General features: G+C 60.8%; 24 protein-coding genes. 11 read left to right on the top strand and 13 right to left on the bottom strand.

Annotated elements, in window-relative coordinates:
• Nucleotides 1–49: 49 nt before the first annotated feature.
• The 11 genes from FRF71_RS05350 to FRF71_RS05300 all read right to left on the bottom strand — a co-directional run bounded on the left by FRF71_RS05350 (nt 50) and on the right by FRF71_RS05300 (nt 9,932).
• Nucleotides 50–850 carry a hypothetical protein gene (locus FRF71_RS05350; RefSeq protein WP_147089585.1) on the bottom strand — a complete coding sequence of 267 codons (801 nt, stop codon included), beginning with the start codon at nt 848–850 and terminating at the stop codon, nt 50–52.
• A 169-nt stretch (nt 851–1,019) separates the two neighbouring features.
• The gene (locus tag FRF71_RS05345) at nt 1,020–1,595 is read right to left on the bottom strand and encodes a J domain-containing protein (protein WP_161597887.1); all 576 of its coding nucleotides are present in this window, start codon (nt 1,593–1,595) and stop codon (nt 1,020–1,022) included.
• Nucleotides 1,596–1,726: 131 nt separating this feature from the next.
• On the bottom strand, nt 1,727–2,491 hold the full coding sequence (locus FRF71_RS05340; protein WP_147089583.1) for a tetratricopeptide repeat protein: 765 nt from the start codon (nt 2,489–2,491) through the stop codon (nt 1,727–1,729).
• A 1-nt stretch (nt 2,492) separates the two neighbouring features.
• Nucleotides 2,493–3,461 (bottom strand): type II secretion system F family protein, encoded by a 969-nt coding sequence (locus tag FRF71_RS05335; RefSeq protein ID WP_147089582.1) that lies wholly within the window; start codon nt 3,459–3,461, stop codon nt 2,493–2,495.
• A 1-nt stretch (nt 3,462) separates the two neighbouring features.
• Nucleotides 3,463–4,464 carry a type II secretion system F family protein gene (locus FRF71_RS05330; protein ID WP_147089581.1) on the bottom strand — a complete coding sequence of 334 codons (1,002 nt, stop codon included), beginning with the start codon at nt 4,462–4,464 and terminating at the stop codon, nt 3,463–3,465.
• The gene (locus FRF71_RS05325) at nt 4,464–5,843 is read right to left on the bottom strand and encodes a TadA family conjugal transfer-associated ATPase (protein ID WP_147089580.1); all 1,380 of its coding nucleotides are present in this window, start codon (nt 5,841–5,843) and stop codon (nt 4,464–4,466) included. The genes FRF71_RS05330 and FRF71_RS05325 overlap by 1 nt, the downstream gene beginning before the upstream one ends.
• Nucleotides 5,840–7,042 (bottom strand): CpaE/TadZ family protein, encoded by a 1,203-nt coding sequence (locus tag FRF71_RS05320; protein ID WP_147089579.1) that lies wholly within the window; start codon nt 7,040–7,042, stop codon nt 5,840–5,842. Before FRF71_RS05320 ends, FRF71_RS05325 begins: the two co-directional genes overlap by 4 nt.
• Nucleotides 7,043–7,051: 9 nt before the next feature.
• Nucleotides 7,052–7,354 (bottom strand): hypothetical protein, encoded by a 303-nt coding sequence (locus tag FRF71_RS05315; protein WP_238339447.1) that lies wholly within the window; start codon nt 7,352–7,354, stop codon nt 7,052–7,054.
• Nucleotides 7,344–8,786 carry a type II and III secretion system protein family protein gene (locus FRF71_RS05310; RefSeq protein WP_238339445.1) on the bottom strand — a complete coding sequence of 481 codons (1,443 nt, stop codon included), beginning with the start codon at nt 8,784–8,786 and terminating at the stop codon, nt 7,344–7,346. Before FRF71_RS05310 ends, FRF71_RS05315 begins: the two co-directional genes overlap by 11 nt.
• Entirely contained in the window at nt 8,776–9,678 is a 903-nt protein-coding gene (cpaB, locus tag FRF71_RS05305; RefSeq protein WP_147089578.1) for a Flp pilus assembly protein CpaB, read from the bottom strand. Before cpaB ends, FRF71_RS05310 begins: the two co-directional genes overlap by 11 nt.
• Before the next feature lie 65 nt (nt 9,679–9,743).
• Nucleotides 9,744–9,932: a Flp family type IVb pilin gene (locus FRF71_RS05300; RefSeq protein WP_147089577.1), complete on the bottom strand. Its 189-nt coding sequence runs from the start codon at nt 9,930–9,932 to the stop codon at nt 9,744–9,746.
• Nucleotides 9,933–10,521: 589 nt separating this feature from the next.
• On the opposite strand from FRF71_RS05300, the gene FRF71_RS05295 reads away from it, so the two are divergent.
• The 5 genes from FRF71_RS05295 (at nt 10,522) to FRF71_RS05275 (ending at nt 14,287) form a co-directional block, all read left to right on the top strand.
• Nucleotides 10,522–11,922 (top strand): TadE/TadG family type IV pilus assembly protein, encoded by a 1,401-nt coding sequence (locus FRF71_RS05295; RefSeq protein WP_147089576.1) that lies wholly within the window; start codon nt 10,522–10,524, stop codon nt 11,920–11,922.
• A complete protein-coding gene (locus FRF71_RS05290; RefSeq protein WP_345335128.1) occupies nt 11,922–12,443 on the top strand; it encodes a TadE/TadG family type IV pilus assembly protein in 522 nt (173 codons plus the stop codon). Before FRF71_RS05295 ends, FRF71_RS05290 begins: the two co-directional genes overlap by 1 nt.
• A complete protein-coding gene (locus FRF71_RS05285; protein WP_161597885.1) occupies nt 12,440–12,820 on the top strand; it encodes a TadE/TadG family type IV pilus assembly protein in 381 nt (126 codons plus the stop codon). Before FRF71_RS05290 ends, FRF71_RS05285 begins: the two co-directional genes overlap by 4 nt.
• Before the next feature lie 288 nt (nt 12,821–13,108).
• Complete coding sequence (locus FRF71_RS05280) at nt 13,109–13,738, top strand: DUF2569 domain-containing protein (RefSeq protein ID WP_238339442.1); 630 nt, start codon at nt 13,109–13,111, stop codon at nt 13,736–13,738.
• Nucleotides 13,739–13,801: 63 nt separating this feature from the next.
• Nucleotides 13,802–14,287, top strand: coding sequence for an A24 family peptidase (locus FRF71_RS05275; protein WP_161597884.1), 486 nt, complete (start codon nt 13,802–13,804; stop codon nt 14,285–14,287).
• Between the two features lie 25 nt (nt 14,288–14,312).
• Here FRF71_RS05275 and FRF71_RS05270 read toward each other — a convergent pair whose 3' ends face one another.
• A complete protein-coding gene (locus tag FRF71_RS05270) occupies nt 14,313–14,945 on the bottom strand; it encodes a peptidoglycan DD-metalloendopeptidase family protein (protein ID WP_192900050.1) in 633 nt (210 codons plus the stop codon).
• A 273-nt stretch (nt 14,946–15,218) separates the two neighbouring features.
• Nucleotides 15,219–16,214 carry an AraC family transcriptional regulator gene (locus FRF71_RS05265; RefSeq protein WP_147089572.1) on the bottom strand — a complete coding sequence of 332 codons (996 nt, stop codon included), beginning with the start codon at nt 16,212–16,214 and terminating at the stop codon, nt 15,219–15,221.
• A gap of 112 nt (nt 16,215–16,326) precedes the next feature.
• Here FRF71_RS05265 and FRF71_RS05260 point away from each other — a divergent pair, with 112 nt between their 5' ends.
• Genes FRF71_RS05260 through FRF71_RS05235 form a run of 6 tightly spaced genes read left to right on the top strand, consistent with a single transcriptional unit; the run spans nt 16,327 to nt 21,024 of the window.
• Complete coding sequence (locus FRF71_RS05260) at nt 16,327–17,310, top strand: quinone oxidoreductase family protein (protein WP_147089571.1); 984 nt, start codon at nt 16,327–16,329, stop codon at nt 17,308–17,310.
• Nucleotides 17,311–17,312: 2 nt separating this feature from the next.
• Nucleotides 17,313–18,161 (top strand): TauD/TfdA dioxygenase family protein, encoded by an 849-nt coding sequence (locus tag FRF71_RS05255; protein ID WP_147089570.1) that lies wholly within the window; start codon nt 17,313–17,315, stop codon nt 18,159–18,161.
• 11 nt (nt 18,162–18,172) lie between these two features.
• Complete coding sequence (locus FRF71_RS05250; RefSeq protein ID WP_147089569.1) at nt 18,173–18,652, top strand: 2,4'-dihydroxyacetophenone dioxygenase family protein; 480 nt, start codon at nt 18,173–18,175, stop codon at nt 18,650–18,652.
• Between the two features lie 6 nt (nt 18,653–18,658).
• Nucleotides 18,659–19,537, top strand: a complete 879-nt coding sequence (locus FRF71_RS05245) for an alpha/beta fold hydrolase (protein ID WP_147089568.1) — start codon at nt 18,659–18,661, stop codon at nt 19,535–19,537.
• Nucleotides 19,534–19,941, top strand: a complete 408-nt coding sequence (locus FRF71_RS05240; RefSeq protein ID WP_147089567.1) for a GFA family protein — start codon at nt 19,534–19,536, stop codon at nt 19,939–19,941. Before FRF71_RS05245 ends, FRF71_RS05240 begins: the two co-directional genes overlap by 4 nt.
• A 12-nt stretch (nt 19,942–19,953) precedes the next feature.
• Entirely contained in the window at nt 19,954–21,024 is a 1,071-nt protein-coding gene (locus FRF71_RS05235; protein ID WP_147089566.1) for a beta-keto acid cleavage family enzyme, read from the top strand.
• Nucleotides 21,025–21,097: the final 73 nt, after the last annotated feature.

The following is a 21,097-nucleotide window of genomic DNA, read 5'->3' as shown; positions in this document are numbered from 1 at the left end:
AGAAAGGTTTGGACCGATTAGAGTGAGGCCAAAGGCATATAAAGGCAGATCACACGCGTTTGCCGACGGCTCGTCCGCCGTGCTGCTTCATGATCTTGGTCGCGGTCATATGAGCATCTTGGGCTAGCGACAAGTCTACCGTAACAAAGACAGGACTGGAGTTCTGGCGTTCCATGAACTGTTTGCGCGCTACATCCTCGACATCAGGGTCAGAGAGCATCTTGCGGATTGCCGCAGCGGTCGCCCCAAAAATGCCGACCAATGCTGGCGCTGCGCTAGTCGCTGATGCAGCCAGGCCTCCGATCGCAGCGATTTGTCCCACGCCTGGCACAGCAATCAGGGCCACGCCTAAAGCCAGGCCCGCAATGCTGCCGCTTGCCGTCGCGCCTGCGACGGACAACAGGCTGTGACCTTCAATCCAGCGTGTGTCGGCATCCATGAAACGGCCTGCGCGCCAGAGGATCGACACCGCAGTCTTGGAAATCCCAATTTCCACGAGCGCCTCTGCAGCGGCGCTGGCCTGCGTCTGCTCGCTGAAGATCATCGTGATGCGATCGGTCCAGTTCTGCTGTTCGATCAACTTGGCCGCCGCAAGATCGCGTGCGAACCTGTGCCGTTCGTTTTCCGAGCGGAATTCGACCCTCAGGCCAGACGTTCGGTGGAGCTTGACCACACTCTCGGACAAGACGTCTGAGAACAAGGTCCGTAACAGCAAGTCGATTGATTGCTTGCGCAGTGGCCGGTCAGTGCCACGATTGATCCATTGCACAGCAATCGGGCGCGGATGGTCGCTAGCCAGATAGTCCAGCGCGGATAGCTCTTCTGGCTTGATGACGTGACTGAAAGACATTTCGAATAAGCACGGCCTGTTAGAGCGTCCTCCAACCCCTCAGCAAAGGCTTAAGGGTCGACCATTCAGGGCGTCTTGTAAAAACACGACGGTTATCGTCGTCTAGGCCCTAAGCAGATTCCTGTATAGACCGTCGCTGTCAGCTCTGACGACGGCTGATGCCTCATCACTACGTCCCGCCATCCGCACTATCGGTACGCGTGATACGCAGCGGGTCCCGCGCCGCAGTGCGGGCCGTCGTAATGACGTGATCCACGCCGTCTATGGTAATGGCCAATGTCCCTTGCTCGGTCGTTTCGATGTACCCCTTGGCTTTCAGGTACCAAAGATGAAACTCGAAACTTTCATCTGAGCAACCAAGCATCTCTTGGACAAAATACCGACCAACCCCGGCATCCTGGGCGTTCTCCCGCCGACTACGATACAGGAAATTTAGGATCCTAGCGTGGGCTTCCGCATCGGAAAGGGTAGACGAATGGAAGGGAACATCGTTCTGTGAAACTGAGAATTCGTAACCGGTGTGTCTTGAGTAGATGACATTGTACGCTTCGCGCTTTGTCTGGTCCCTGATTGCACGGTAAGCTTCGACTACTTCGCTGAATTTCTCGACATCCGCGGTATCGGTGTGATCGGGATGGAACATTTTGGCGAGATTGCGATAGGCAGCCTCCAGCGCCCGATCATCACAGTCCGGATCGACTTGCAGGATCTTGTAGTAATCGATGAAGTCGTCTTCTGCGTTCATCATGCTAAGCCCGTAAACCAAGCACAATCCATAACCGCAGCCAACAGTGCGTCAGGCCGTCCGATGGGGGTGCTTGGCTGGGCCTTTGAGGACCCAGGATTTGACTCCGAATGCAACTTCGGCGGCCTGGCCTACTTCGTCCGGCCCACCTTAAGTGGCTGCGGATTTGCGGATGCCATGCGAACGGTCGGAGCTGGCTTCCGCGCCGGTGGACTACCGACTTGCGTGATCCGGGACCTTGTTGGCGTTACCTCTACCACTCGGGATTTGCGCTCGGTGTTGGTGTGGTCCGCGAACTCGATGCGGGCGAGCGACTGCCCAACGGCCATGCGTGTCGGCCTGGCTGACACATTTGATTGTGCAGGCGCCGTAACGATCTTGATCTCGGCGCGAGGCGAGCGTGTCACCACGTACACCGGGCGAGAAGTAGCGGGCCGGCCCACTGGGCCGCCAGCAATTGGTGCCGCTTCCGCCTGCGCCGCCAGGGCGGTTGCAAAACTGGTGGGGGCCGAAACCCGCTCAAGGTTCATAGCGTAGCGGGTCTCACCCGGGTCAAATACCATCGCCTGCTTGAAGTACCATACTGCCAGATCCTGCCGGCCGATGCGGGCATAGGCTACACCCAGTCCATTCAGGGCCGGACCAGGCGCTTCACCTTTCGCCAGAGCCTTGCGGAATGTGTCGATCGCATAGCCGGGCTGCCCAGCGTCCAGCAGCGCCCGCCCCGCATCTGTAACCTCGGACATTTTGGCCCGGGCTTGGCTCGCTTTGGCGAGCTGCTCTTGATCGATCACGTGCACTGACTGTGCCATGTGCTTGGGGGCGAAGATCGAACATCCACCGAGCAGGACACAGCCGAGAGTCGCAAAGAGCGCTTTCGATGCAGTCAGTCTCATGTTATCCTCCATTCATGGCAGGAAGCATCTGCCGAACGACACGCACGGCAGCAGGAAGCATTAGAACGCCGATCATGACTGGCAGCATGCAGGTTACTACCGGGATGGAAATCAGCACCGGAATGCGGTGAGCTTTTTCCTCAGCCCGCATGCGCCGCCGTTCCCGCATTTCGTCTGCGTACACGCGCAAAGTGGCTGCAATACTAGTGCCAAGCCTATCCGACTGAATAAGCAGAGTTGCGAATGATGCGATTTCATCCACCCCTGCAGTGTCGGCCATCTTACGCAAGGCAGTTTCACGTGAAGCCCCGGCCCGCAGTAACAGGGTGCTGGTGGTAAGCATTCGGCCCACCAGAGGATGCGACACAGACATTTCGCGTCCCACCCGGTCCAAGGCTGCCTCGAGACCGAGACCTGCCTCAACGCAAACCAGCATGAGGTCGAGACTATCCGGAAAGCCGCGGATTATCGCTTCTCGTCTGCGGTCCGCTCTGGCCCTGACGTACAAGGTTGGGACATAGAGCCCAATGATCGCGGACAGTGAGCCAAGCAGGTAGAGCTTGACGAAGGTGAGTTCCTGTCCCGCGAGCAAGGTAAGAATGACAAGCAATGCAGGAAAGAGGGTAACAAGCAACAACCGCACCAAGGTGTATATGCGCGGGGCGGCCGGAGAATCGAAACCCGCGGCAAGCATCTTTGCGCGCAAGACATCGGATTTGGTGTCGGTCAGGCTGAGGCCGGCCTTCTCGATCCGGTCAACGAGCCGACTCCATTGATCATCTCGTCGGTCGCTGAGGCTTGCGACCGTCGCAGAATGCCCAGTGCGGGCGATCGAGCGGAGTTCGTCCTTGATTTCCTGCCGACGCGCGGCGGCGAGCGCCACCCATGCGGCAACCCCCGCAATCCCTGCGAAGACTAGTACCAATACGACGGTCCGCGCCCAGGCGTTCGTGGCGAGATACTCGATCATGTCAAACCTTCAAATCGACTATGCGGCGGATGATAAGGACGCCCAATGCGTACAGCACCAACAGTGCCGGGAAGCCGATTACAAAGATCGGGTCTGTAGCAACATCGAGATAAAACCCTGGGTTGATTGCGAACAGGCCAACCAGTGTAAGTATCGGCAGCGCCGTCAGCATCACGGCACTCATCCGGCCCTCCGAACTCAGTGCCCGCACCTTCATATAAAGCGAGGCACGGGCACGGATGACGTTGGAGAGATTCTGGAGAATCTCAGCAAGGTTGCCGCCCGTTTCGCTTTGGACCGAGACCGAGACAACGAACATACGCATGTCGTCGAGATCCCAGCGTTCGGCCATGCCGAGTAGCGCGTCCGTTAGTTCGGCCCCATAGGCTACCTCGTCAGCAACGAGACCGAATTCACTGCCAATCGGATCGCTCATCTCATCGGTTACCAGCGAGATTGCCGAAGCGATTGGATGACCGGCGCGCAGCGATCGGGTGAAGATATCGAGGGCAAGCGGGAACTGCTCTTCCATGCGCTGCCGATGCTTCTGCGCTTTACGACTGACATAGAGCAGCGGCAATCCCACCGAGATCGCCAGTGAGACCGAAGCAACAAGCATCACAACGCCGGCCGTAATGGGAAACTTCAGGATCCACGCAATAAAGGTTATCAGCAACAGCAGAGCGCAGAAGCTGACCCCCATCCCGAAGGCCAAACTGCGGCTTTGCGCCTGGATGCCCGACATCATCACGGTACGAACAAAACCGACCCATGCCTGCTCGAAATAGGTGGCTTCGGGTCCGAGCGTGGGGGGGGCGTTCTTGAGCAGGGCGCCGGTGACAGCTTCCTGGTCAAGTCCCGACTGCATCAAAGCGAGACGGCGGTTGATCGTTGCCCGCTCTGCTCGACGGTTGACGTAGGATCCGACCAGCAGTTGCGAGATAAGGAATACCGACCCGAAGATCGCGATAAGCACCAGCAACCTGATCAGAAGGGCGGTCATTACCGGGCGTTCCGTCCTGCCGGCCGGAACAGGGCCGGGTCAAGCGTGATGCCATAGGCTTCCAGCTCCTGGGCGAAGCGGGGCCTGATCCCGGTTGCCTCGAAGTAGCCGGTGACATTCCCCACTTCATCGCGACCGGTCATTCGATAGCGGAATATTTCCTGCATGGTGATGGTTTCACCTTCCATCCCCGTGATTTCGCTGAGCGACAGAACCTTGCGCTTGCCATCGCTCAAGCGGCCAATCTGCAGGACAACGTTGATCGCGGCGGCGATCTGCGCCCGGGCAGACCGCGCCGAGATATCGAGGCCACTCATCCCGACCATCTGCTCGATACGAGCAAGAGCATCGCGCGGATTGTTGGCGTGGATCGTCGTCATTGATCCATCGTGACCGGTGTTCATCGCCTGCAGCATGTCGAATGCTTCGCCAGCGCGGCATTCGCCCAGGATGATGCGGTCGGGGCGCATGCGCAGCGCGTTCTTGACCAGATCCCGCTGGTTGACTTCGCCTTTGCCTTCGATGTTTGGGGGGCGGGTTTCGAGCCTCGCCACGTGCTCTTGCTGGAGCTGGAGCTCGGCAGAATCTTCAATAGTTACAATACGTTCACGCTCATCGATGAAAGTCGACAAGGCGTTGAGCATCGTGGTCTTGCCCGAACCGGTTCCGCCCGAAATGATCACATTTCGGCGCCCGCGCACGATGGCACCAAGCACTTCGGCCATTTCCGGCGGCAGTGAGCCATACTCGATCATCCGCTGCATGGAGATCGGCTTCTTCGAGAACTTGCGGATCGAAAGCAGCGATCCGTCGATTGCCAGCGGCGAGACAATGGCATTGACACGCGAACCGTCGGGTAAGCGGGCATCCACGAATGGCGAGGATTCATCAACCCGGCGTCCAACAGCGCTAACGATCTTCTGGATGATACGCAGCAAGTGCTTCTCATCCTGGAACCGGGTCGAAACCTTTTCGAGCACCCCCGACCGCTCCACGAATACCGTCTGGAAACCGTTGACGAGGATGTCGTTGATGGAATCGTCCTTGAGCAGTGGCTCAAGTGGCCCCAGACCCAGCAATTCATCCAACACGTCATTGCTGAGGATTGTCCGCTCCGCGCGGTTCAGCACTTCTCCCCGCTCGTCCAGCAGCGCGACGATAATGTCGGAGATCTCCTTCGCGATCTGGTCGCGGGGCATGTTGTCCAGCGCTGAGAGATTGACCTTCTCAAGCAGTTGGTGGTGAATCAATACCTTCAGTGCCAGAAGCTTGTCCGAAACTTGGAAGGATTCCGGTACGCGCTGCACTTCCTGGCCTACGCCTTTCGGTGTCGCTGCAGCGTCCTCCTGCGGTGGGCGCTTCAGGTGCCAGGTGCTCATCCCTGGCTCCCGCTGGCAAGTTCCTGCAATTGGGTTGTTAGTTGTGCCACGTCGGCCAGATAACGGCTCTTTCGCTGGACACTGCCGACCAGGACGCCCTGGTTCTGGGCCGTGCTGACCAAGGGCGCGTCAAGCGCCAAGCTGCCGAGCACCGGATGTCCGAGCGTCGTTGCGACATCCTCGAGGTTGATCGACCGGAACAGGCGGCGTTCCGCCCGGTTCACGACGATCTTGATCCGCGACCGGTCAATTCCGACAGTGTCGAACAGCTCCAGCCGGCGCTTGGCTTGGCGCAGGCTCGCCACCGACAATTCCACAACCAGCAGTACCGTATCGGCGGCAAGCGCGGCGGAAAGCGCCCAGTTGGTCCAGTTGGCCGGCAGATCGAGCACGACATGGGCATACTGACGGCGTAGGAAGGTCAGCAGGCGCAGCAGCACATCGGTGTCAATCGATTCAAGGGGGACGATCGATCGCGGAGCACCGATCACCCACAAGCCGCCGCCAGCGTCGGTGGCGACCGAGCGGACCAGTTCCTCGTCAAGCCGGTGCTCACCGGTCAGCAGGTCGGAGATGGTATTGCGCGGGGTCACGCCCAGATAGTCGGCAACGGCGCCAAGCTGGATGTCCAGATCGACAATCAGTGTGCCGCGGCCGGTTTCATCGCGGGCGGCCAGTTCGGCGGCCAGATGCGTGGCCAACGAAGTGGCGCCACAGCCGCCGATCGATCGCGCCACCACGGTCACTGGAGCCAGGGTCGTTTCGGCGGCGATCTCCTCACCGCGGCGGGCCGAGACGTCGAGGATGACCTGCACTATCTCGCTGGGATCGAAGGGCAGCGCGACCACGTCGCTTATGCCTTCGCGCAATAGGGTGCGGACCAGCGAGACGCTGGCGTCATTGATCGCAGCAACCAGATCCAGCTCGGGGTTCTGTTCGCGCACCGCGCTGATGCGATCGAGCGAGCGGCGATCCTGCGGGTCGACCTCGATGATCGCGAGGACCGCATTGCGGAACAGGGCTGACGGCAGCGGCTCGTGGGCCGCGTGCGCCGCAAGGGTCAGTCCAGTCAGCTCATCCGCCGAAGCGGATTCGCTGAGCACTGCAAGGTTGGCGGGCGATGCCACGACGATCATTCGCGTACCATTGCCCAAATTCGTTACTCGCGCGTAATGTGACTGGAGATCTTCGCTGCCCATGGCCCTTACTCAGTTCGGTTCCCGGCTGGTTTCGGGAAGCGCCGCCCTATTGGTCTTCACCCGATCGGGCACCTTGACCTTGTCGGTACGATACCGCTCGACGGCCTGGCCGGCATGCTCGGCATGGGTTTCAGGCACATCGTCTTCGTAGACCGCGTCCGGATCGATGATCATCGCGGCCATGGTCTGTTTGTTGGCCTCGCCGAAGCTATCGGGCCCGCCCATGTAAGGCGTGTTAAGGGTGCCGGCGGTGGTACAGCCGGTCAGGAGCACGGTAGCAGCCCCGGCCAGGGTCAGCAGCTTAGTACGCAAGGCCGTCCTCCTTCTTCTTTTCGGCGCTCTTGGTAGCTGGCGCGTTTGACGTGGCGGGTTCGACCGGTGCCGGGCGATAAGGCTGCCCCAGCAGGAACGTGTCGGTTTCGCGCGGGTCGAGCACGCGGTCGGTCGGCAGGCGGACCTGCTCCGGCTTGATCGGCTTAACCAAGTGCGGGGTGACGACGATCAGCAGCTCGGTCTCACCCTTCTTGAAGCTGCTCGAACGGAACAGCGCTCCGAGGATTGGGATCGAACCCAGCAGCGGCACCTGTTCTACCGTGGTCTGAAAGTCCTTGGACAGCAGGCCGGCGATGGCAAAGCTCTCGCCATCCCGCAACTCCAGCGTGGTGTTGGCACGGCGGGTGCGCAGGCCCGGAATTATGATGTCGTTCAGTCTCAGCGAAGCTTGCGGATCGATCGCGCTGACTTCGGGCTCGACGATCATGCTGATAGTCTTGTCGCCCAGCACGGTCGGCGTGAAGGACAGGCTGATCCCGAAGGGTTTGAATTCAACAGTTAGGCCGCCATTCTGGTCCTGCCTGACCGGGACCGGAAATTCCCCACCGGCGAGGAACGAGGCCTTCTCGCCCGATAGTGCAATCAGGGTCGGCTGGGCCAGTGTTTTGGCCAGGTCCCGCGATTCCAGCGCATTGAGCACGGCATTGATGTTCAGGCTGCCTAGCCCGATCTGCTGGCGAAACACGCCAAAGCTATTGGAGATCGGCACGCTAGTAAGATACGGAAGAATTCCCCCCGCCCCCCCTGCTGCGGGCACTCCAGGAAAATAGCCCGAACCTACGCCAGTAACGCCTTCGAAACTGCCATTGCGGGATTGGGCAGAGAGCTTCACGCCGATGTCCTTGCCAACATCCCTGCGGACTTCGGCAAAGCGCACCTCGACCATCACCTGCTGGCTCGATCCCATCGCGATCAGGTTGATGATGCTGCCACCTTCCTTTTCGTCGATGTAGGCCTTGGCCAACTGGTTGGCGCGATCGGCCGCGCTTGCGCTGTTGACCAGGCCGGTCAGCACGATCGAACGGTTAGAGATGCGCGCATTGATCGTCTCGTTCGGCACGACCTGGCGGAGCTGCTCTTCCAGCGCGATCACGTCCGGACCGACTGAGATGTCGAGGATCGAGAGCACCCGGCCGCCGCCATCATAGAGCGTCAGGCTGGTGGTGCCCATCTTCTTGCCGAGGACGTAGATCGAACGATCTGTCAGGGGCACGACATCGGCGATTTCGGAATTGCCGACCAGCGCCTTGGCGATCGGGCGATCGGCGCTGACCACCTGACTCTTGTTGAGTGGGATCTCGACCGAGGTGGCGGACATCTGGTCCTGGGCCTGGACGGCGGCTGGCGCAAGGGCTGTGGCCCCCAGAAGCAGGGCGGCGATCAGCGCCGGCGTGATTTGCTTAGCGGCCACGTTTCACCTCATATTCAGACGGCTGGCTGCCGCGGTAGACTGTCATGGTCGGTCCGGCAGGGCGGAGCATGGCAGGCTTGCCAGCTGCCGCCAGTGTGGGCGATCGGAAAGCCGGCGGCGGTGCGGCGCTGGCATTTGGTCTTTCCGGGATGAAATAATTGCTGGCGGAAAGGTTGCGGGGGATCACGGTCGAGCGCACGCCGGTAGCTTGATCTGCAACATTTCGCAGCGCAAGGCTGAGAGTGCCGAGTTGGATGCCCAACGCGAGTTTCTGTGCGCCAAAGCTGTCCACTTCTAGCGTGGCAGTCTTGGCAACGGCCGCAGCAGTCGCTTGCTCATTGAGCGTCTGGTCCACCGCTAGCACCGGGACCCCTTCGAGGATAACATCGGCCATCTTGTCGGTCGCCGCTTCGGCGCCTTTGCCGGGGATCTGGCGGGTAAGGATCACATCGACTCGGTCTCCAGGACGGACAAAGCCGGCAACGCCGGCTACTTCGGTTACTGGGATCGAATAGGCTAGTTTGCCGGTCGGTAAGTTGGCCGAAAGCGTGGCGCGGCCATCGGCACCCGAAATCTTCGACCGCAATACGGGTTCGCCCGGAACGATCGAGCGCAGCGCAACTGCCCCGCTTCTTGAAGCTTCTTCAACCGATGTGAAAGCACCAGCCGGAATCGAACTTGCCGGCCAATTGGCCAGCTTCAAATTTTGAGGGCCAATCGGTGTACCGAAACTTAGCTCTTGGCTTGCAACGACGACCTTCGCCAGTTGTTGTTGCTCAGCCTCCCGCTCTTGGCGCTTCTCCATGCCGGAGAAATAGGCATTGACCACGAACACGGCTAGCAACCCGAGAAGGATTGCCACACCCGCTATGATCACGTTTCGCTGCTGCATCCACGCCCCCTGTCTAGAATTGGGGCGGCAAATTCAAATTCTTGCCGCCCCAACCAGTAATGTGATTACGCAGCAGCAGCCGGATTCACATCGTCGATCGCATCACCAGTACGGGTGATAGCATTCGAAATCGAAGTGCCCAGCAAGCCAGCTGCCGTTGCAATCCCAGCGCCGACAATGGCGAGGATCAGAGCATATTCAGCGGCAGCAGCGCCGTTTTCGTCACGCAGGAACGAAGTGATGAACTTGGTCATATCAATTACCCCATTTGAACCCGGCGCACCCGCTTCGTTGGGTAACGTCGGCAGTTTTCTAAACCAGGGCTCCGGCCTCTATTTCCGGTTGGCCCGTCCGCTCAGGGTTGAACACCGAAATACAACCTCGCTTCCAGAACAATAACTTGTCCCGAGTTACTTGATGCACTTCGATTGCGACCCCTGTTCGGATAGGTGGATTTTCATACCAAGCGGGCCGCACCGTCAACTGACAGCGTGTAGCAAATTTTTAACTTACCTTTACAACAAGTTAAATGCGATTTGGATTAAGGACTTCGGTTAATGCGATGCCCGACGGACACACCTTGCACCTGACCGACTCGATGATCAAGCAAATTGATTCGCACAAATCGCGCAACTCCTTTGTCGTAAAACTACAAGTTTGCGAATGGCATGGTTAATAATCTTGCGAATCGCCGAACTTCACGCTTATGTTCAAGGAATGCAGCGCGAAGAGCTTGTAAGCTAACAGGTGCCGGTAGAGTGCAGTGCGACAAGTATAGTTTTAGCAGGCAGAGCTTCACCTTTTCAGTTGCGCTGGAAGTCTGCAGGATCGAACGAGGTCACCATGCAAACCGAAGCCGGCAATTCAGTTGATGCGGATCGCCTGGCCGAGGGGCGGTTGATGCGTTTCCTGCGCAGGTTCCTGCACCAGCAGCTCGCAGCCGTCGCGCCGATGATGGCGCTGATGCTTATCCCGATTGTCGGCGGCGTTGCCTATGCGGTTGAACTGGGGAGCTGGCAATACATACAGCGCTCTGCCCAGAACGCGGCAGACAGCGCCGCGCTGGCCGCGGCTATTGTCAACAGCAACACCGGCACCACCTCGCAAATCGAGGCGCGCGCTGCAGCCAGCAAGCTGGGCTTCGTGAATGGGGCCGGCGCAGAAACCGTCACTGCCGCATCGGTAGCCTGCCCAGTAGGTGTCCGTGCCGGATCGACCTGCTTCGAAGCCGTAGTCGGCACCAGTGTCCCGTTTTCCCTTTCCGGCGTCCTTGGCTTCTCCGGTAATCAGACGATAAGGGCTCGGGCAGTCGCCGTGGCGGCCGGAGGCGGATCAGGCGCGCTAACCAACGAGGTTTGCGTCTGGACGTTTAACAATCTGCAGACCAATGGGACGCCCGATGCGGATCTTTCGGGCTGCGCCGCGCTCTCAAACGGCAACATGACTTGCACCGGTAACGGCCTTGACGCAGACTTCGCCGTGGCAGCAGGAACCGTCTCTGGCACCTGTGCAAGCCAGACTGCCAACAACATTTCGGGTCAGACTGATTTGCCTTCAGACCCCTACGCTGGGATGGTAAATAGCATTCCGGCCAACACTTGCAGCACCTATCCGCAGGCCCCTTCAGGTCCCCGTGATCCTGCGCTGCCAGGCACCAACCGCATTTCGGGCTCGCGCACAGGCGTGGTCAAGTTGTGCGGCGATGTGCAGTTGACTGGCAATTTAACTCTCACCGGAACCGCCACCCAGCTTGTGATTTATAATGGCAAGCTTGATCTTAATCGATTCACCGTGTCAACGGCGACGGGGGCCTCGGCGACTGTGATTTTCTCCGGTACCAACGGTGGGGTTTACAAGCATTATCCAGTCGACAACGGCACTGGCTCTGGCTCTGGCGTGCTCAACATCCAAGCCCCAACTAATGCCGGGGCCGCCTTCAAAGGCGTTGCGATCTACCAGGACCCGCGGATCACCACTGGGGTTGATTTCACCTATGCTGGGAACAAGCCGGCTTGGAAAATCACTGGGGCGATTTATCTACCCAAGTCTTCAGTTACTTTCAGCGGTATTGTCGACAAGGCTGACAATGGCGCTTACTGTCAAATCCTGGTGGCCTATAACGTTACGATCAACGGCACCGGCAAAATCATCGGTGATGTCGGAGGCTGCACTACCGCCGGGATAGACACGCCTGATGTGATCGTCCGTCCGGCGATCGCCGATCGTCCAAAGCTGGTGCAGTGATGCGGATGCGCTCTCTCCTTGCTGATACCAGGGCGGTTGCGGCGGCAGAGATGGCGCTGGTTTTGCCGATCGTTTCCGTGCTGTTTTTGAACGTTGCGGATGCCACGACCTATATCTACTCCAGGATGCAGGTTGATCTGGCTGCTCAGGAAGCCGCCGGACTCGCCCGGGCGCGCTGCGACACGGCGGCGAAACTGCCCTCAACCGTCAACTGCACTGGGCTGCAGGCGGCGATGCAAACGGCGGCCCAGGCCACTTCGCTGGGCACGAGCGTTACTATCAACACAGCTACGGCTGCCTGGTACTGCTCGAACGCGTCCAGCGAACTGATCGAGGTCGCTGCGATCAGCTCAACACCTCCCGCCAACTGCTCGGCCACCCTGACCGGCAGCACGGCCGAGCCGGGCGAGTACCTCTCAGTGACCGCTAGCTACACCTTCGCGCCGCTCTTTGCAGGTTTATCGGTGGCCTCGAGCCTGCCAAGCCCTATCCAGCGCACTGCATGGATCCGTATGCAATGAACATCATCACAGCCCTTTTGCGCGACCAGCGCGGCGGCGGTGCGGCGGAGTTTGCGCTGGTCCTGCCGCTGTTTGTCTTGCTGGTATTCGGAACAATCAACGGGTCGATCATGTACTCGGCGCAGAACCAGATGCATTACGCAGCCCAGCGCGCTGCGCGGTGCAAGGCGGTAGACGTCACCAGCGCCTGCCCTGACGCAGATGCCTATGCCAAGACGATGTACAACGGACCAAGCCTTGCTGGTCTGACCTTCACAGCCACTGATGACGCCACCTGTGGCTGGCGGATCACCGGCAGTGGCCAGTATGAGCTGATGAGTGGGTTCACATCCACCACGATCAACATTAGGGCCGATTCCTGCTATCCTAAAATATAGGCGATCTGTCGCCCTGGCGGTCAGTCGCACCGCCTTAAGTATTTACTAACCAGACCATGCGACTGAAAAGGCATGAATGGTTATGCCCATCGTGCCACCTGGCCCAGCCAGCTACCCCCGCCGATGAGGGAAGCCGCTGCGGCATTCTCGCGCTCGTTGCTTCAGCGCAGCCGCAGCCTGGTTTCGTTCTTTCATGTCCGCATGCAAACTCTGATCACCGCGTGGGTCTGCGCTATTGTGGTGCTGGGCGCGGCAAAGGTCGCGCTGGCACCGCATGGCCCGCGCACCTTGCTGGAGGCGGCCGAGATGTTGCTGCCGTTCCTGCTGGTCGCGTTGTCGCCGATCGCGGGATATCGCATTGCTGCAGGCAGCTTTCCCCGCGGGCTGCTGGCCGCCCAGCCGGCGGTCCGTCTGGCGCGCATCGGCAAGTGGCACCCGATCGATACCTTGGCCGCCCGCGAAAATGCGGCGTTCGGACCATTTGGATTCATGGCCTCGCTGCTCGTCGGCCTCCTGCTCAACGTGCCGGTTCGCACGGCTGAATACCTGATGGCTGTTCCAGCTTTGCGCGATGACGCGCCGGAATGGGCCAACCGCTTGCTTGTAATTGCGACGGTCGACGTGGTCGTGATGAATTTCTTCTACATGGTCTGCTTCGTCATGGCCCTGCGCGCCATTCCGTTGTTCCCACGTATGCTCCTGTTCGCCTGGACGGTGGACATCGCGCTGCAGTTTGCCATTGCCCGCCATGCTGCTGGCAGCGACCTGCCGGTTCCGGTCATAGGAGCGCTGCAATCGTTGATTGAAGGCAATATCCAGAAGGTCCTGATCAGCGCCTTCGTTTGGCTGCCATATCTGATTCTGTCGGACCGGGTAAATGTCACTTTCCGCCAGCGGATGCGCCTCACTGCCAGCTGAATGGCATTGAGCCGGAAGCGATAATCTGGTTACCTTCCTCAAACAGGGCGTGGGATCTCGCAATTGACCGCAATTCTTCCCGAGGATTTGTCGATCCCGGTGTTGGCCCAGACCGCGCCTTTGATCGTGTTGGGGCTCACCGCTTGCTGGCTCGACTGGCGCGACCGCCGCATCCCCAATTGGCTATGCGGAATCCTTGCCGTGCTCGGCTTAGCGGTGGCGGCATGGCTTGGCGGCGGTGAGGCTATCGCCAAGCACGCAATCCATGCCTTTGCTGCCCTGATCGTTGGCATGGTACTGTTCAGGTTTGGAGTTTTTGGGGGCGGCGACGCCAAGTTTTACGCAGCCGTTGCCGCATGGTTTCCAATCGCGCTTTGGGCCAAACTGCTCATCCATGTATCGCTTGCTGGGCTGGGCCTGGTTACGGTCTGGTTTGTTGCCCGCCGCCTCATGGGCAAGAAGATCCGCCCGAAGAACCCGACCAAATACGATGCCTTGCCCTATGGCATCGCGATTGCCTTGGGCGCATTCTGGGCGATGTTTGCCTAGCGTCGGGCAGACCGACTTCTAAACATCACCGTGAAGTGATCGGATCGACGGCGCGGCCGCCTTCGCGAACTTCGTAGTGAAGATGCGGCCCAGTCGAACGGCCGGTTGATCCGACATAGCCGATGACGTCGCCCTTCTTGACCACTTGCCCTTCCTGCACGGAAAGTTGGGAAAGGTGGCCATAGCGGGTTTCGACTCCAGCCCCATGGTCCAGCGCCACCAGCAAACCATATCCGCCCTGCCAACGCGCGGCGGACACTCTTCCGTTTGCGGATGCGACGACTGGCGAACCATATGCAGCGGCGAGATCAACGCCAGCATGTGCGCGCCAACCGGCACCAAGCGGATCCCAGCGCAAGCCGTAACCGCTGGTGACGCGGCGACTTGAAGTCTGCGGCAAGAGGTCCCGCTTCGCGCTGCCTCCGCCAAGCTTTAAAGTGGAGCCGGGCTTCACAACCAACGTAAGCGACCGACCTTCCAGGTCGGCCGCTCGCCCAATGATCAGGGCCGGTCGATCCGACATGCTTGTGGCTGGTTCCGAACCCGCGCCGACAAACAAGATTCGCGATGACCCGACAAGCTCGGAAGGAGCCACAAGGTCACTATCGTGCAATTCCGGTTTGCTGGAAGCCACGGACGGTTGCGCAATGGCGATCATGGCGGACAATGCTCCCGCCCAACACAGTTTGCCCATGCCCCTGTCAAATGAACCGCAAGCCACGGTCATCGATTGCCCCCAACGCAGCGCGAGTCGCACCAGAGGCTATAGAATAACAGAAAAGCGCGTGATTGCTAACAACTGCCAACGACTTGGATCACTCGAGCTGATTTGGGGAGTTCAAGATAACGACGGGTTCTTGTTCGAGAAGGAGGCAAACCTGGACATGCGGTCGTCCATGATGACCTCCGAGCCTTCTCTCGGTCCGCCAGCTCAGCTCCGACGGTTTCGGGGCGATGCGCCGAATGCCTGGCTATGCCACCGGCTGAATGCTCCGATCGAGCCATAGCCTAGCATTTCGGCAACATCGGTGATCCGCATGCGCGGGTTGGCAAGGTACTGGGTGGCGAGCTGCATCCGCGCTCCGTTGAGCAGCGCGCTGAAGCTCGTGCCTTCGCCATCGAGCATCCGCTGCAAGGTCCGCACGGTGACGCCCATCGAGGCGGCGCAGTTCTGGATCGAGGCACGGCCGGCCGGCATCAGCAGGCGGATCAACTGATCAACATCCTGGGTCGCGGTTCGCTCCACCGGGCTCATCGCCTTGTCGAGCAATTGCCGCGCATGGCGGGCCAGTTGGTCGTCGGCGCGCAGGTTGGGCCGGTCGAGGTCTGCGCGGTGCAGGACGATGCCGTTAAGTTCGCTGTCAAACTGCACGGGGCAGCGGAATATGCGGGTGAAGATCGGCAGTTCAGCGGGTGGCGGTGCTTCGTGCGAAAAGCAGACCGTGCGGGGCGACCAATCGCTGCCCAGGACTTCGCTGCATAAACGCATCAGCACGCCAAGGGTGAGGTCGGATGATTGGCGCGACGGTTCCGGCCGGCGCAGCACGAAATCTTCGCGCAGGATCGCATCGTCGCCGATCTCCTCGACATTGAAGATCAGGGTGGAGTTAATCCGCGCGCGGAATTCCCGCAGTGCCGTAATTGCATGACGCAGGGTCGGCTGGTGGGCGATCAACAAGCTAGTCGCCCCCAGGTTGGCCAGTGCGCGACCTTCGGCCATGCGCAGTCCCAAGGTGATGCAGCCTGTTTCAGCGGCGCTGCGCTCAAGCAGGCGGATCGCGGCCCGCGCCGAGATCAGCTGTTCCGGGTTGACCAGCAAGTCGGCCGACAGCCCCTGTTCCTTGAGCAGGGGGCGCGGATCGCAGCCGAGGCCGGCCATGGTCTCGAAGTAATTGGTCAGCGCGGCAACACGGACGAGCTCAGCCATCGCACCCCACCACCAATGACATCAATTGGTAAAAGAATGTCATGAAATGTGAAAAGTGCAAGCGAGGACTCGCCTAGCTTCCGGCCAAAGAGCTTGGGAGAGCAGATTGGCTATGGCGAAGGCAGTGCGCCTTTACGAAACCGGTGGGCCGGACGTCCTCAAAGTGGAGGAAGTAGCGGTCGGCGCTCCGGGACCGGGCGAAGTGCTGATCCGCCACGGCGCGATCGGATGCAACTTCGCTGACACCTATTTTCGCTCAGGCTATTATCCGGTCCAGCCGCCGTGCGGAATGGGCGTCGAGGGCGCGGGGACAGTCCTGGCCGTTGGCGAAGGGGTCACCCAGGTCGCGGCGGGCGACCGGGTCAGCTACAACGGGGGCCCGCTTGGGGCCTATGCAAGCGAACGCGTGATGCCAGCCGCGCCGTTGTTCAAGCTGCCGGACAATGTCTCGTTCGAGACCGCTGCCGCTTCGACCATGCGCGGCCTTTCGGCCACCTACTGGCTGATGAAGACTGACCCGCGGCTTAAAGCGGGTGATACGATCCTGCTCCATGCCGCGGCTGGCGGCGTTGGCCTTTTGGCAGTCCAGGTGGCCAAGCTGCTCGGGCTGCGGGTGATCGGCACGGTTTCGAGCGAGGAAAAGGCGGCCAAGGCCCGCGAGCTCGGCTGCGACGAGATCATTTTCTACCGCCGTGAGGATGTTGCGGCACGGGTCAGGGAACTGACCGGTGGTGAAGGCGTGCAGACCGTGTTCGATTCGGTCGGCAAGGATACCTTTGAAGGTTCGCTGAAGTCGCTGCGGCGGCGCGGCGTGCTGGTTGGCTGCGGCACGGCTTCGGGGCCGTTCCCGCCGATCGATGCCTTCCAGACCATGCTGCAGGGCTCGGTCTATTTCATCCGCCCCGCCTTTGCCGATTTCTTCGCCGATCCGGCCGAACGCGCCGAACTGGCCGGCTTTTGGTTCGACCACCTCGCAGCCGGGCGGATCAAGGTGGAGATCGGCGCACGTTACACGCTCGACCAGTGCGTCCAGGCGCACCGCGATCTCGAAGCGGGCAAGACCATCGGATCGACAATTTTCACTTTGGGAGACTGACCATGCATGTCGAACAGCTCACGTGCGCGTTGGGCGCCGAAATAAGCGGCATCAGCCTCGCCGAGGCAGGCACCAACGACGATCTGGCCGGCGCGGTCAACGAGCTGCTGCTGAAGCACAAGGTTCTGTTCTTCCGCGATCAGGATATCACCGACGCGGAGCATGCTGCCTTCGCGCGCCGCTTCGGCGAGCTTGAGGACCATCCGCTTGCCGCCAGCGCAACTGGTGAGCCCGGGATCATCCACATCTGGAAGAGCCCCGAGAGCCCCCCCGAGCGCTATGAGAACGCCTGGCACAATGACGCGACCTGGCGCGAAATCCCGCCGATGGGCGCGGTGCTGCGCTGTGTCGAATGTCCGCCGGTGGGCGGCGACACGATGTGGGCCAACATGGAACTGGCCTATGCGCGGCTGCCGGACCGGGTGAAAGAAGATATCGCAGACCTGTGGGCACGCCATTCGATGGAAGCCAGCTTCATGGCGGCCAAGCCAGTCGATGAGCGGCTGGCGATGAAGGCCCGCTTCCCGGATCCCGAGCATCCGGTTGTGCGGACCCATCCAGTTACGGGCAACAAGTCGTTATTCGTCAACGGTTTCACGACCCATTTCACCAATTACCATACCGCCAGCCGGGTCCGGGTTGGACAGGACTTTACGCAGGGCTCGAGCAATCTCCTGCAGTATCTCACCAACCAGGCGGCCATTCCCGAATACCAGGTGCGATGGCGTTGGACACCGAACTCGGTTGCGCTCTGGGATAACCGCTGCACCCAGCACTATGCGGTAATGGATTACCCGCCCTGCGTGCGCCGGATGAACCGCGCGACAATCATCGGCGACCGGCCGTTCTGAGGAGAATTGGAATGACCTTCTTTGCCGATTCCGTGGGCACCGCCCTGGTCGAAGTCGACGCCTTGCCGTGGATCCCGTTCGCGCCCTATTCGGACGAGATCTTTCTGAAGCTGATCAAGGTCAATCCGGTCAACGGCGAATGGACCACGCTGCTCAAGCTGCCCGCCGGGACCGAACTACCCAAGCATCATCATGCCGGCACGGTCCACGTCTATACCGTTGCCGGGCGCTGGTTTTACAAGGAGCACGACTGGGTAGCCGGTCCGGGCAGCATGGTGTTCGAGACCGCCGCCTCGGCGCACACCCCGGTGGCCATGCCCGAGGCGGAGGTGATCACGCTCAACATCATCGTCGGTGACTGGAACCTGCTCGACGAGAACGACAACATCCTTGCGGTCGAAAACTGGCGGACGATGCTTAAGCGCTACGCGGACTATTGCGCGGCGCAAGGGATCGCGCCGGTCGATGTCAGCAGCTTCGCCGGCAACTGACGCATCATGACCGCGCCATGGAGCCATGCCCAAGTCCCGGTTTCCCGCGCAGTGCTGCATTGCGTCTGCGCGGGGCCAGAGCATGGGCCGGCGCTGCTGCTGCTCCACGGCTGGCCGCAAACCTGGTTCATGTGGCGCGATGTGATCCCGCCGCTTGCCGCTGCCGGATATCGGGTGATCGCTGCCGACCTGACCGGGCTGGGCGACTCAACGCGTCCGGACAGTGGCTATGACAAGATGACGGTCGCGCGCGACATGGCCGAGTTGATGGCAGCGCTGGGCCACGCATCCTTTGGGGTCGTCGCGCATGACTGGGGCGGTCCGGTCGCATTCGCGCTGGCCGCGCAGTATCCGGAGCGGGTTACGGCCATGGCGATATTTGACGCGCCGGTCCTGGGCGATGGCGGGCCGATCGAACATCAGGCCCGCTGGCATTTCGGGTTCCATGCGCTTCCCGGACTGCCTGAAGCGCTAACCGAGGGCCGCGAGGACACTTACCTGCGCTTCTTCTTCCGCATGGCCGGTGCACGCGCAGATGCGATCTCGGAAGAGGCCCAGGCCGAGTATGTTCGCGCCTACTGCCGGCCCGGAGCAATGACCGCTGGCTTCAACTACTACCGCGCAGTGCCGCAGGACATTGCCGACAATACGGCTTTCCGCGAAGCTCGCCGGCGGCTGCCTATGCCGGTCCTTGTCTACGGCGGCGCTCCCGAAACCCGCGGCCGCGGTATGTCCGCGCTGGAAAGCTGGGCCCGGGTGGCTGATCAGGTTTCCGGCGGTGTGGCCGAACGCTGCGGGCACTGGATCCCCGAAGAACGGCCAGACTTTGTTGCCAGCGTGGTTGAGCAGCATTTCCGCAACAACGCCGTGCGAGCGGCGTCATGAAAATCGACGGCACCTGCCACTGCGGCGAGATCGCCTGGGAGGCTGAGATTGACCCCCAGGCGATCCTCGTTTGCCACTGCACCGACTGCCAGGTGCTGGGGGGCGGCGCGTTCCGCTGGGGCACCCTGATCGCCAAGCAGGACTTTGCGCTGCTGCAGGGCACGCCCCGGTTCTACCGCAAGACCGCAGCCAGCGGCGCGCTCCGCGATCTGGCTTTTTGCGGCACCTGCGGCACTTCGCTTTACGGCACCCAGGCTGAAAATCCGACGCACCTCTCGCTGCGCCTGAGCGGTGCCCGGCAGGCCCGCGAACTTGCCCCGGCGATGCAGCTGTGGAGCGAGAGCGCGCTGCCGTGGGTCAGTACCGTCACCAAACTTCCTGCCATCGCCCAACCCAATCCCTGAAAGGAGAACGCCATGCAATTCTTCGACGATAGCCTGCTGCCAGAAACCCAGGATCCGCTGGTGATCCAGGTGGCCCCCTATGCGCCAAGTTTCCTGCCGCGCGATTCGGATGACATTCCGGTGAGCTTCGCCGAACAGGTCCAGAAGGCGGTCGACTGCTACAACGCCGGGGCGACCGTGCTTCATGTCCACGTCCGCGAGCCGGATGGTACCGGTTCCAAGAACCTCGATCGCTTCAACGAGATGCTCGACCGGCTGCGGACTGCAGTGCCGGGGATGATCCTGCAGGTTGGCGGCTCGATCAGCTTCGCGCCGAAGGATGAGGGCGAGGCTGCCCTCTGGCTGAGCGACGACACCCGGCACATGCTGGCCGATCTCAAGCCGGCACCGGATCAGGTCACTCTGGCGGTCAACACCAACCAGATGAACGTGATGGAACTGATCAGCGAGGACGACGCACGCGGCACCTCGATGGGTGAGACCAACTACGCCGAGGCCTATACCGAGATGTACTACGAGGCAGGGCCGAAGTTCATGAAGGAACACATGAAGCGGCTGACCGCTTCAGGCATCCAGACCCATTTCATGATCACAAGTGCGCGCGATCTTGAGACCGTCGAGCGGCTGGTCCGCACCGGACACTACATGGGCCCAATGGTCTGCAACTGGGTCGCGATCGGCGGCGGCGCCGATGGCCCCAACCCGCGTAACCTGATGGAGTTCGTCAATCGCTTGCCGCAGAACGCGGTCTTCACGGTCGAAGGCCTGATGCGCAATGTCTACCCGCTTTGCGCGATGAGCATCGCGATGGGCTTCCACGTCCGCGTCGGGCAGGAAGACAACCTGTGGGGCCGCAAGGGCGAACGGGCGACTTCGGTCCAGCAGATCGAGAAGATGGTGCGCATTTCGGAAGAGCTTTACCGTCCGATCGCCACGGCGGAACAGGCGCGGCGAATCTACAAGATCGGCACCTTCTATTCGAGCATCGATGAGACACTGCGCGAGAACGGCTGGCTGCCCAACCGCAATCCGCAGAACTTTGGCGTGGCCAACGTGCGTTCCGCACCGCTGGTTGCCGCCTGACGAGCCTGGGAGGGGGACGGGAGGCGACCGGGGCCCAGCCCTGGCCGCCTCCCGCTTGCCGTCCGGGAGAAGG

Origin of the sequence: Novosphingobium ginsenosidimutans (genome assembly GCF_007954425.1) — a bacterium.
Lineage (GTDB): Bacteria > Pseudomonadota > Alphaproteobacteria > Sphingomonadales > Sphingomonadaceae > Novosphingobium > Novosphingobium ginsenosidimutans.
The sequence above is the reverse complement of the archived record's forward strand: the minus strand, read 5'-3'. Positions and strand labels throughout refer to the sequence as shown.

Excerpts from the sequence above, each read along its gene's own strand:
- FRF71_RS05350 (WP_147089585.1), bottom strand. The coding sequence starts at position 850 with ATGTCTTTCAGTCACGTCATCAAGCCAGAAGAGCTATCCGCGCTGGAC.
- FRF71_RS05345 (WP_161597887.1), bottom strand. The coding sequence starts at position 1,595 with ATGAACGCAGAAGACGACTTCATCGATTACTACAAGATCCTGCAAGTC.
- FRF71_RS05340 (WP_147089583.1), bottom strand. The coding sequence starts at position 2,491 with ATGAGACTGACTGCATCGAAAGCGCTCTTTGCGACTCTCGGCTGTGTC.
- FRF71_RS05335 (WP_147089582.1), bottom strand. The coding sequence starts at position 3,461 with ATGATCGAGTATCTCGCCACGAACGCCTGGGCGCGGACCGTCGTATTG.
- FRF71_RS05330 (WP_147089581.1), bottom strand. The coding sequence starts at position 4,464 with ATGACCGCCCTTCTGATCAGGTTGCTGGTGCTTATCGCGATCTTCGGG.
- FRF71_RS05325 (WP_147089580.1), bottom strand. The coding sequence starts at position 5,843 with ATGAGCACCTGGCACCTGAAGCGCCCACCGCAGGAGGACGCTGCAGCG.
- FRF71_RS05320 (WP_147089579.1), bottom strand. The coding sequence starts at position 7,042 with ATGGGCAGCGAAGATCTCCAGTCACATTACGCGCGAGTAACGAATTTG.
- cpaB (WP_147089578.1), bottom strand. The coding sequence starts at position 9,678 with ATGCAGCAGCGAAACGTGATCATAGCGGGTGTGGCAATCCTTCTCGGG.
- FRF71_RS05300 (WP_147089577.1), bottom strand. The coding sequence starts at position 9,932 with ATGACCAAGTTCATCACTTCGTTCCTGCGTGACGAAAACGGCGCTGCT.
- FRF71_RS05295 (WP_147089576.1), top strand. The coding sequence starts at position 10,522 with ATGCAAACCGAAGCCGGCAATTCAGTTGATGCGGATCGCCTGGCCGAG.
- FRF71_RS05290 (WP_345335128.1), top strand. The coding sequence starts at position 11,922 with ATGCGGATGCGCTCTCTCCTTGCTGATACCAGGGCGGTTGCGGCGGCA.
- FRF71_RS05285 (WP_161597885.1), top strand. The coding sequence starts at position 12,440 with ATGAACATCATCACAGCCCTTTTGCGCGACCAGCGCGGCGGCGGTGCG.
- FRF71_RS05270 (WP_192900050.1), bottom strand. The coding sequence starts at position 14,945 with ATGATCGCCATTGCGCAACCGTCCGTGGCTTCCAGCAAACCGGAATTG.
- FRF71_RS05265 (WP_147089572.1), bottom strand. The coding sequence starts at position 16,214 with ATGGCTGAGCTCGTCCGTGTTGCCGCGCTGACCAATTACTTCGAGACC.
- FRF71_RS05260 (WP_147089571.1), top strand. The coding sequence starts at position 16,327 with ATGGCGAAGGCAGTGCGCCTTTACGAAACCGGTGGGCCGGACGTCCTC.
- FRF71_RS05255 (WP_147089570.1), top strand. The coding sequence starts at position 17,313 with ATGCATGTCGAACAGCTCACGTGCGCGTTGGGCGCCGAAATAAGCGGC.
- FRF71_RS05250 (WP_147089569.1), top strand. The coding sequence starts at position 18,173 with ATGACCTTCTTTGCCGATTCCGTGGGCACCGCCCTGGTCGAAGTCGAC.
- FRF71_RS05245 (WP_147089568.1), top strand. The coding sequence starts at position 18,659 with ATGACCGCGCCATGGAGCCATGCCCAAGTCCCGGTTTCCCGCGCAGTG.
- FRF71_RS05240 (WP_147089567.1), top strand. The coding sequence starts at position 19,534 with ATGAAAATCGACGGCACCTGCCACTGCGGCGAGATCGCCTGGGAGGCT.
- FRF71_RS05235 (WP_147089566.1), top strand. The coding sequence starts at position 19,954 with ATGCAATTCTTCGACGATAGCCTGCTGCCAGAAACCCAGGATCCGCTG.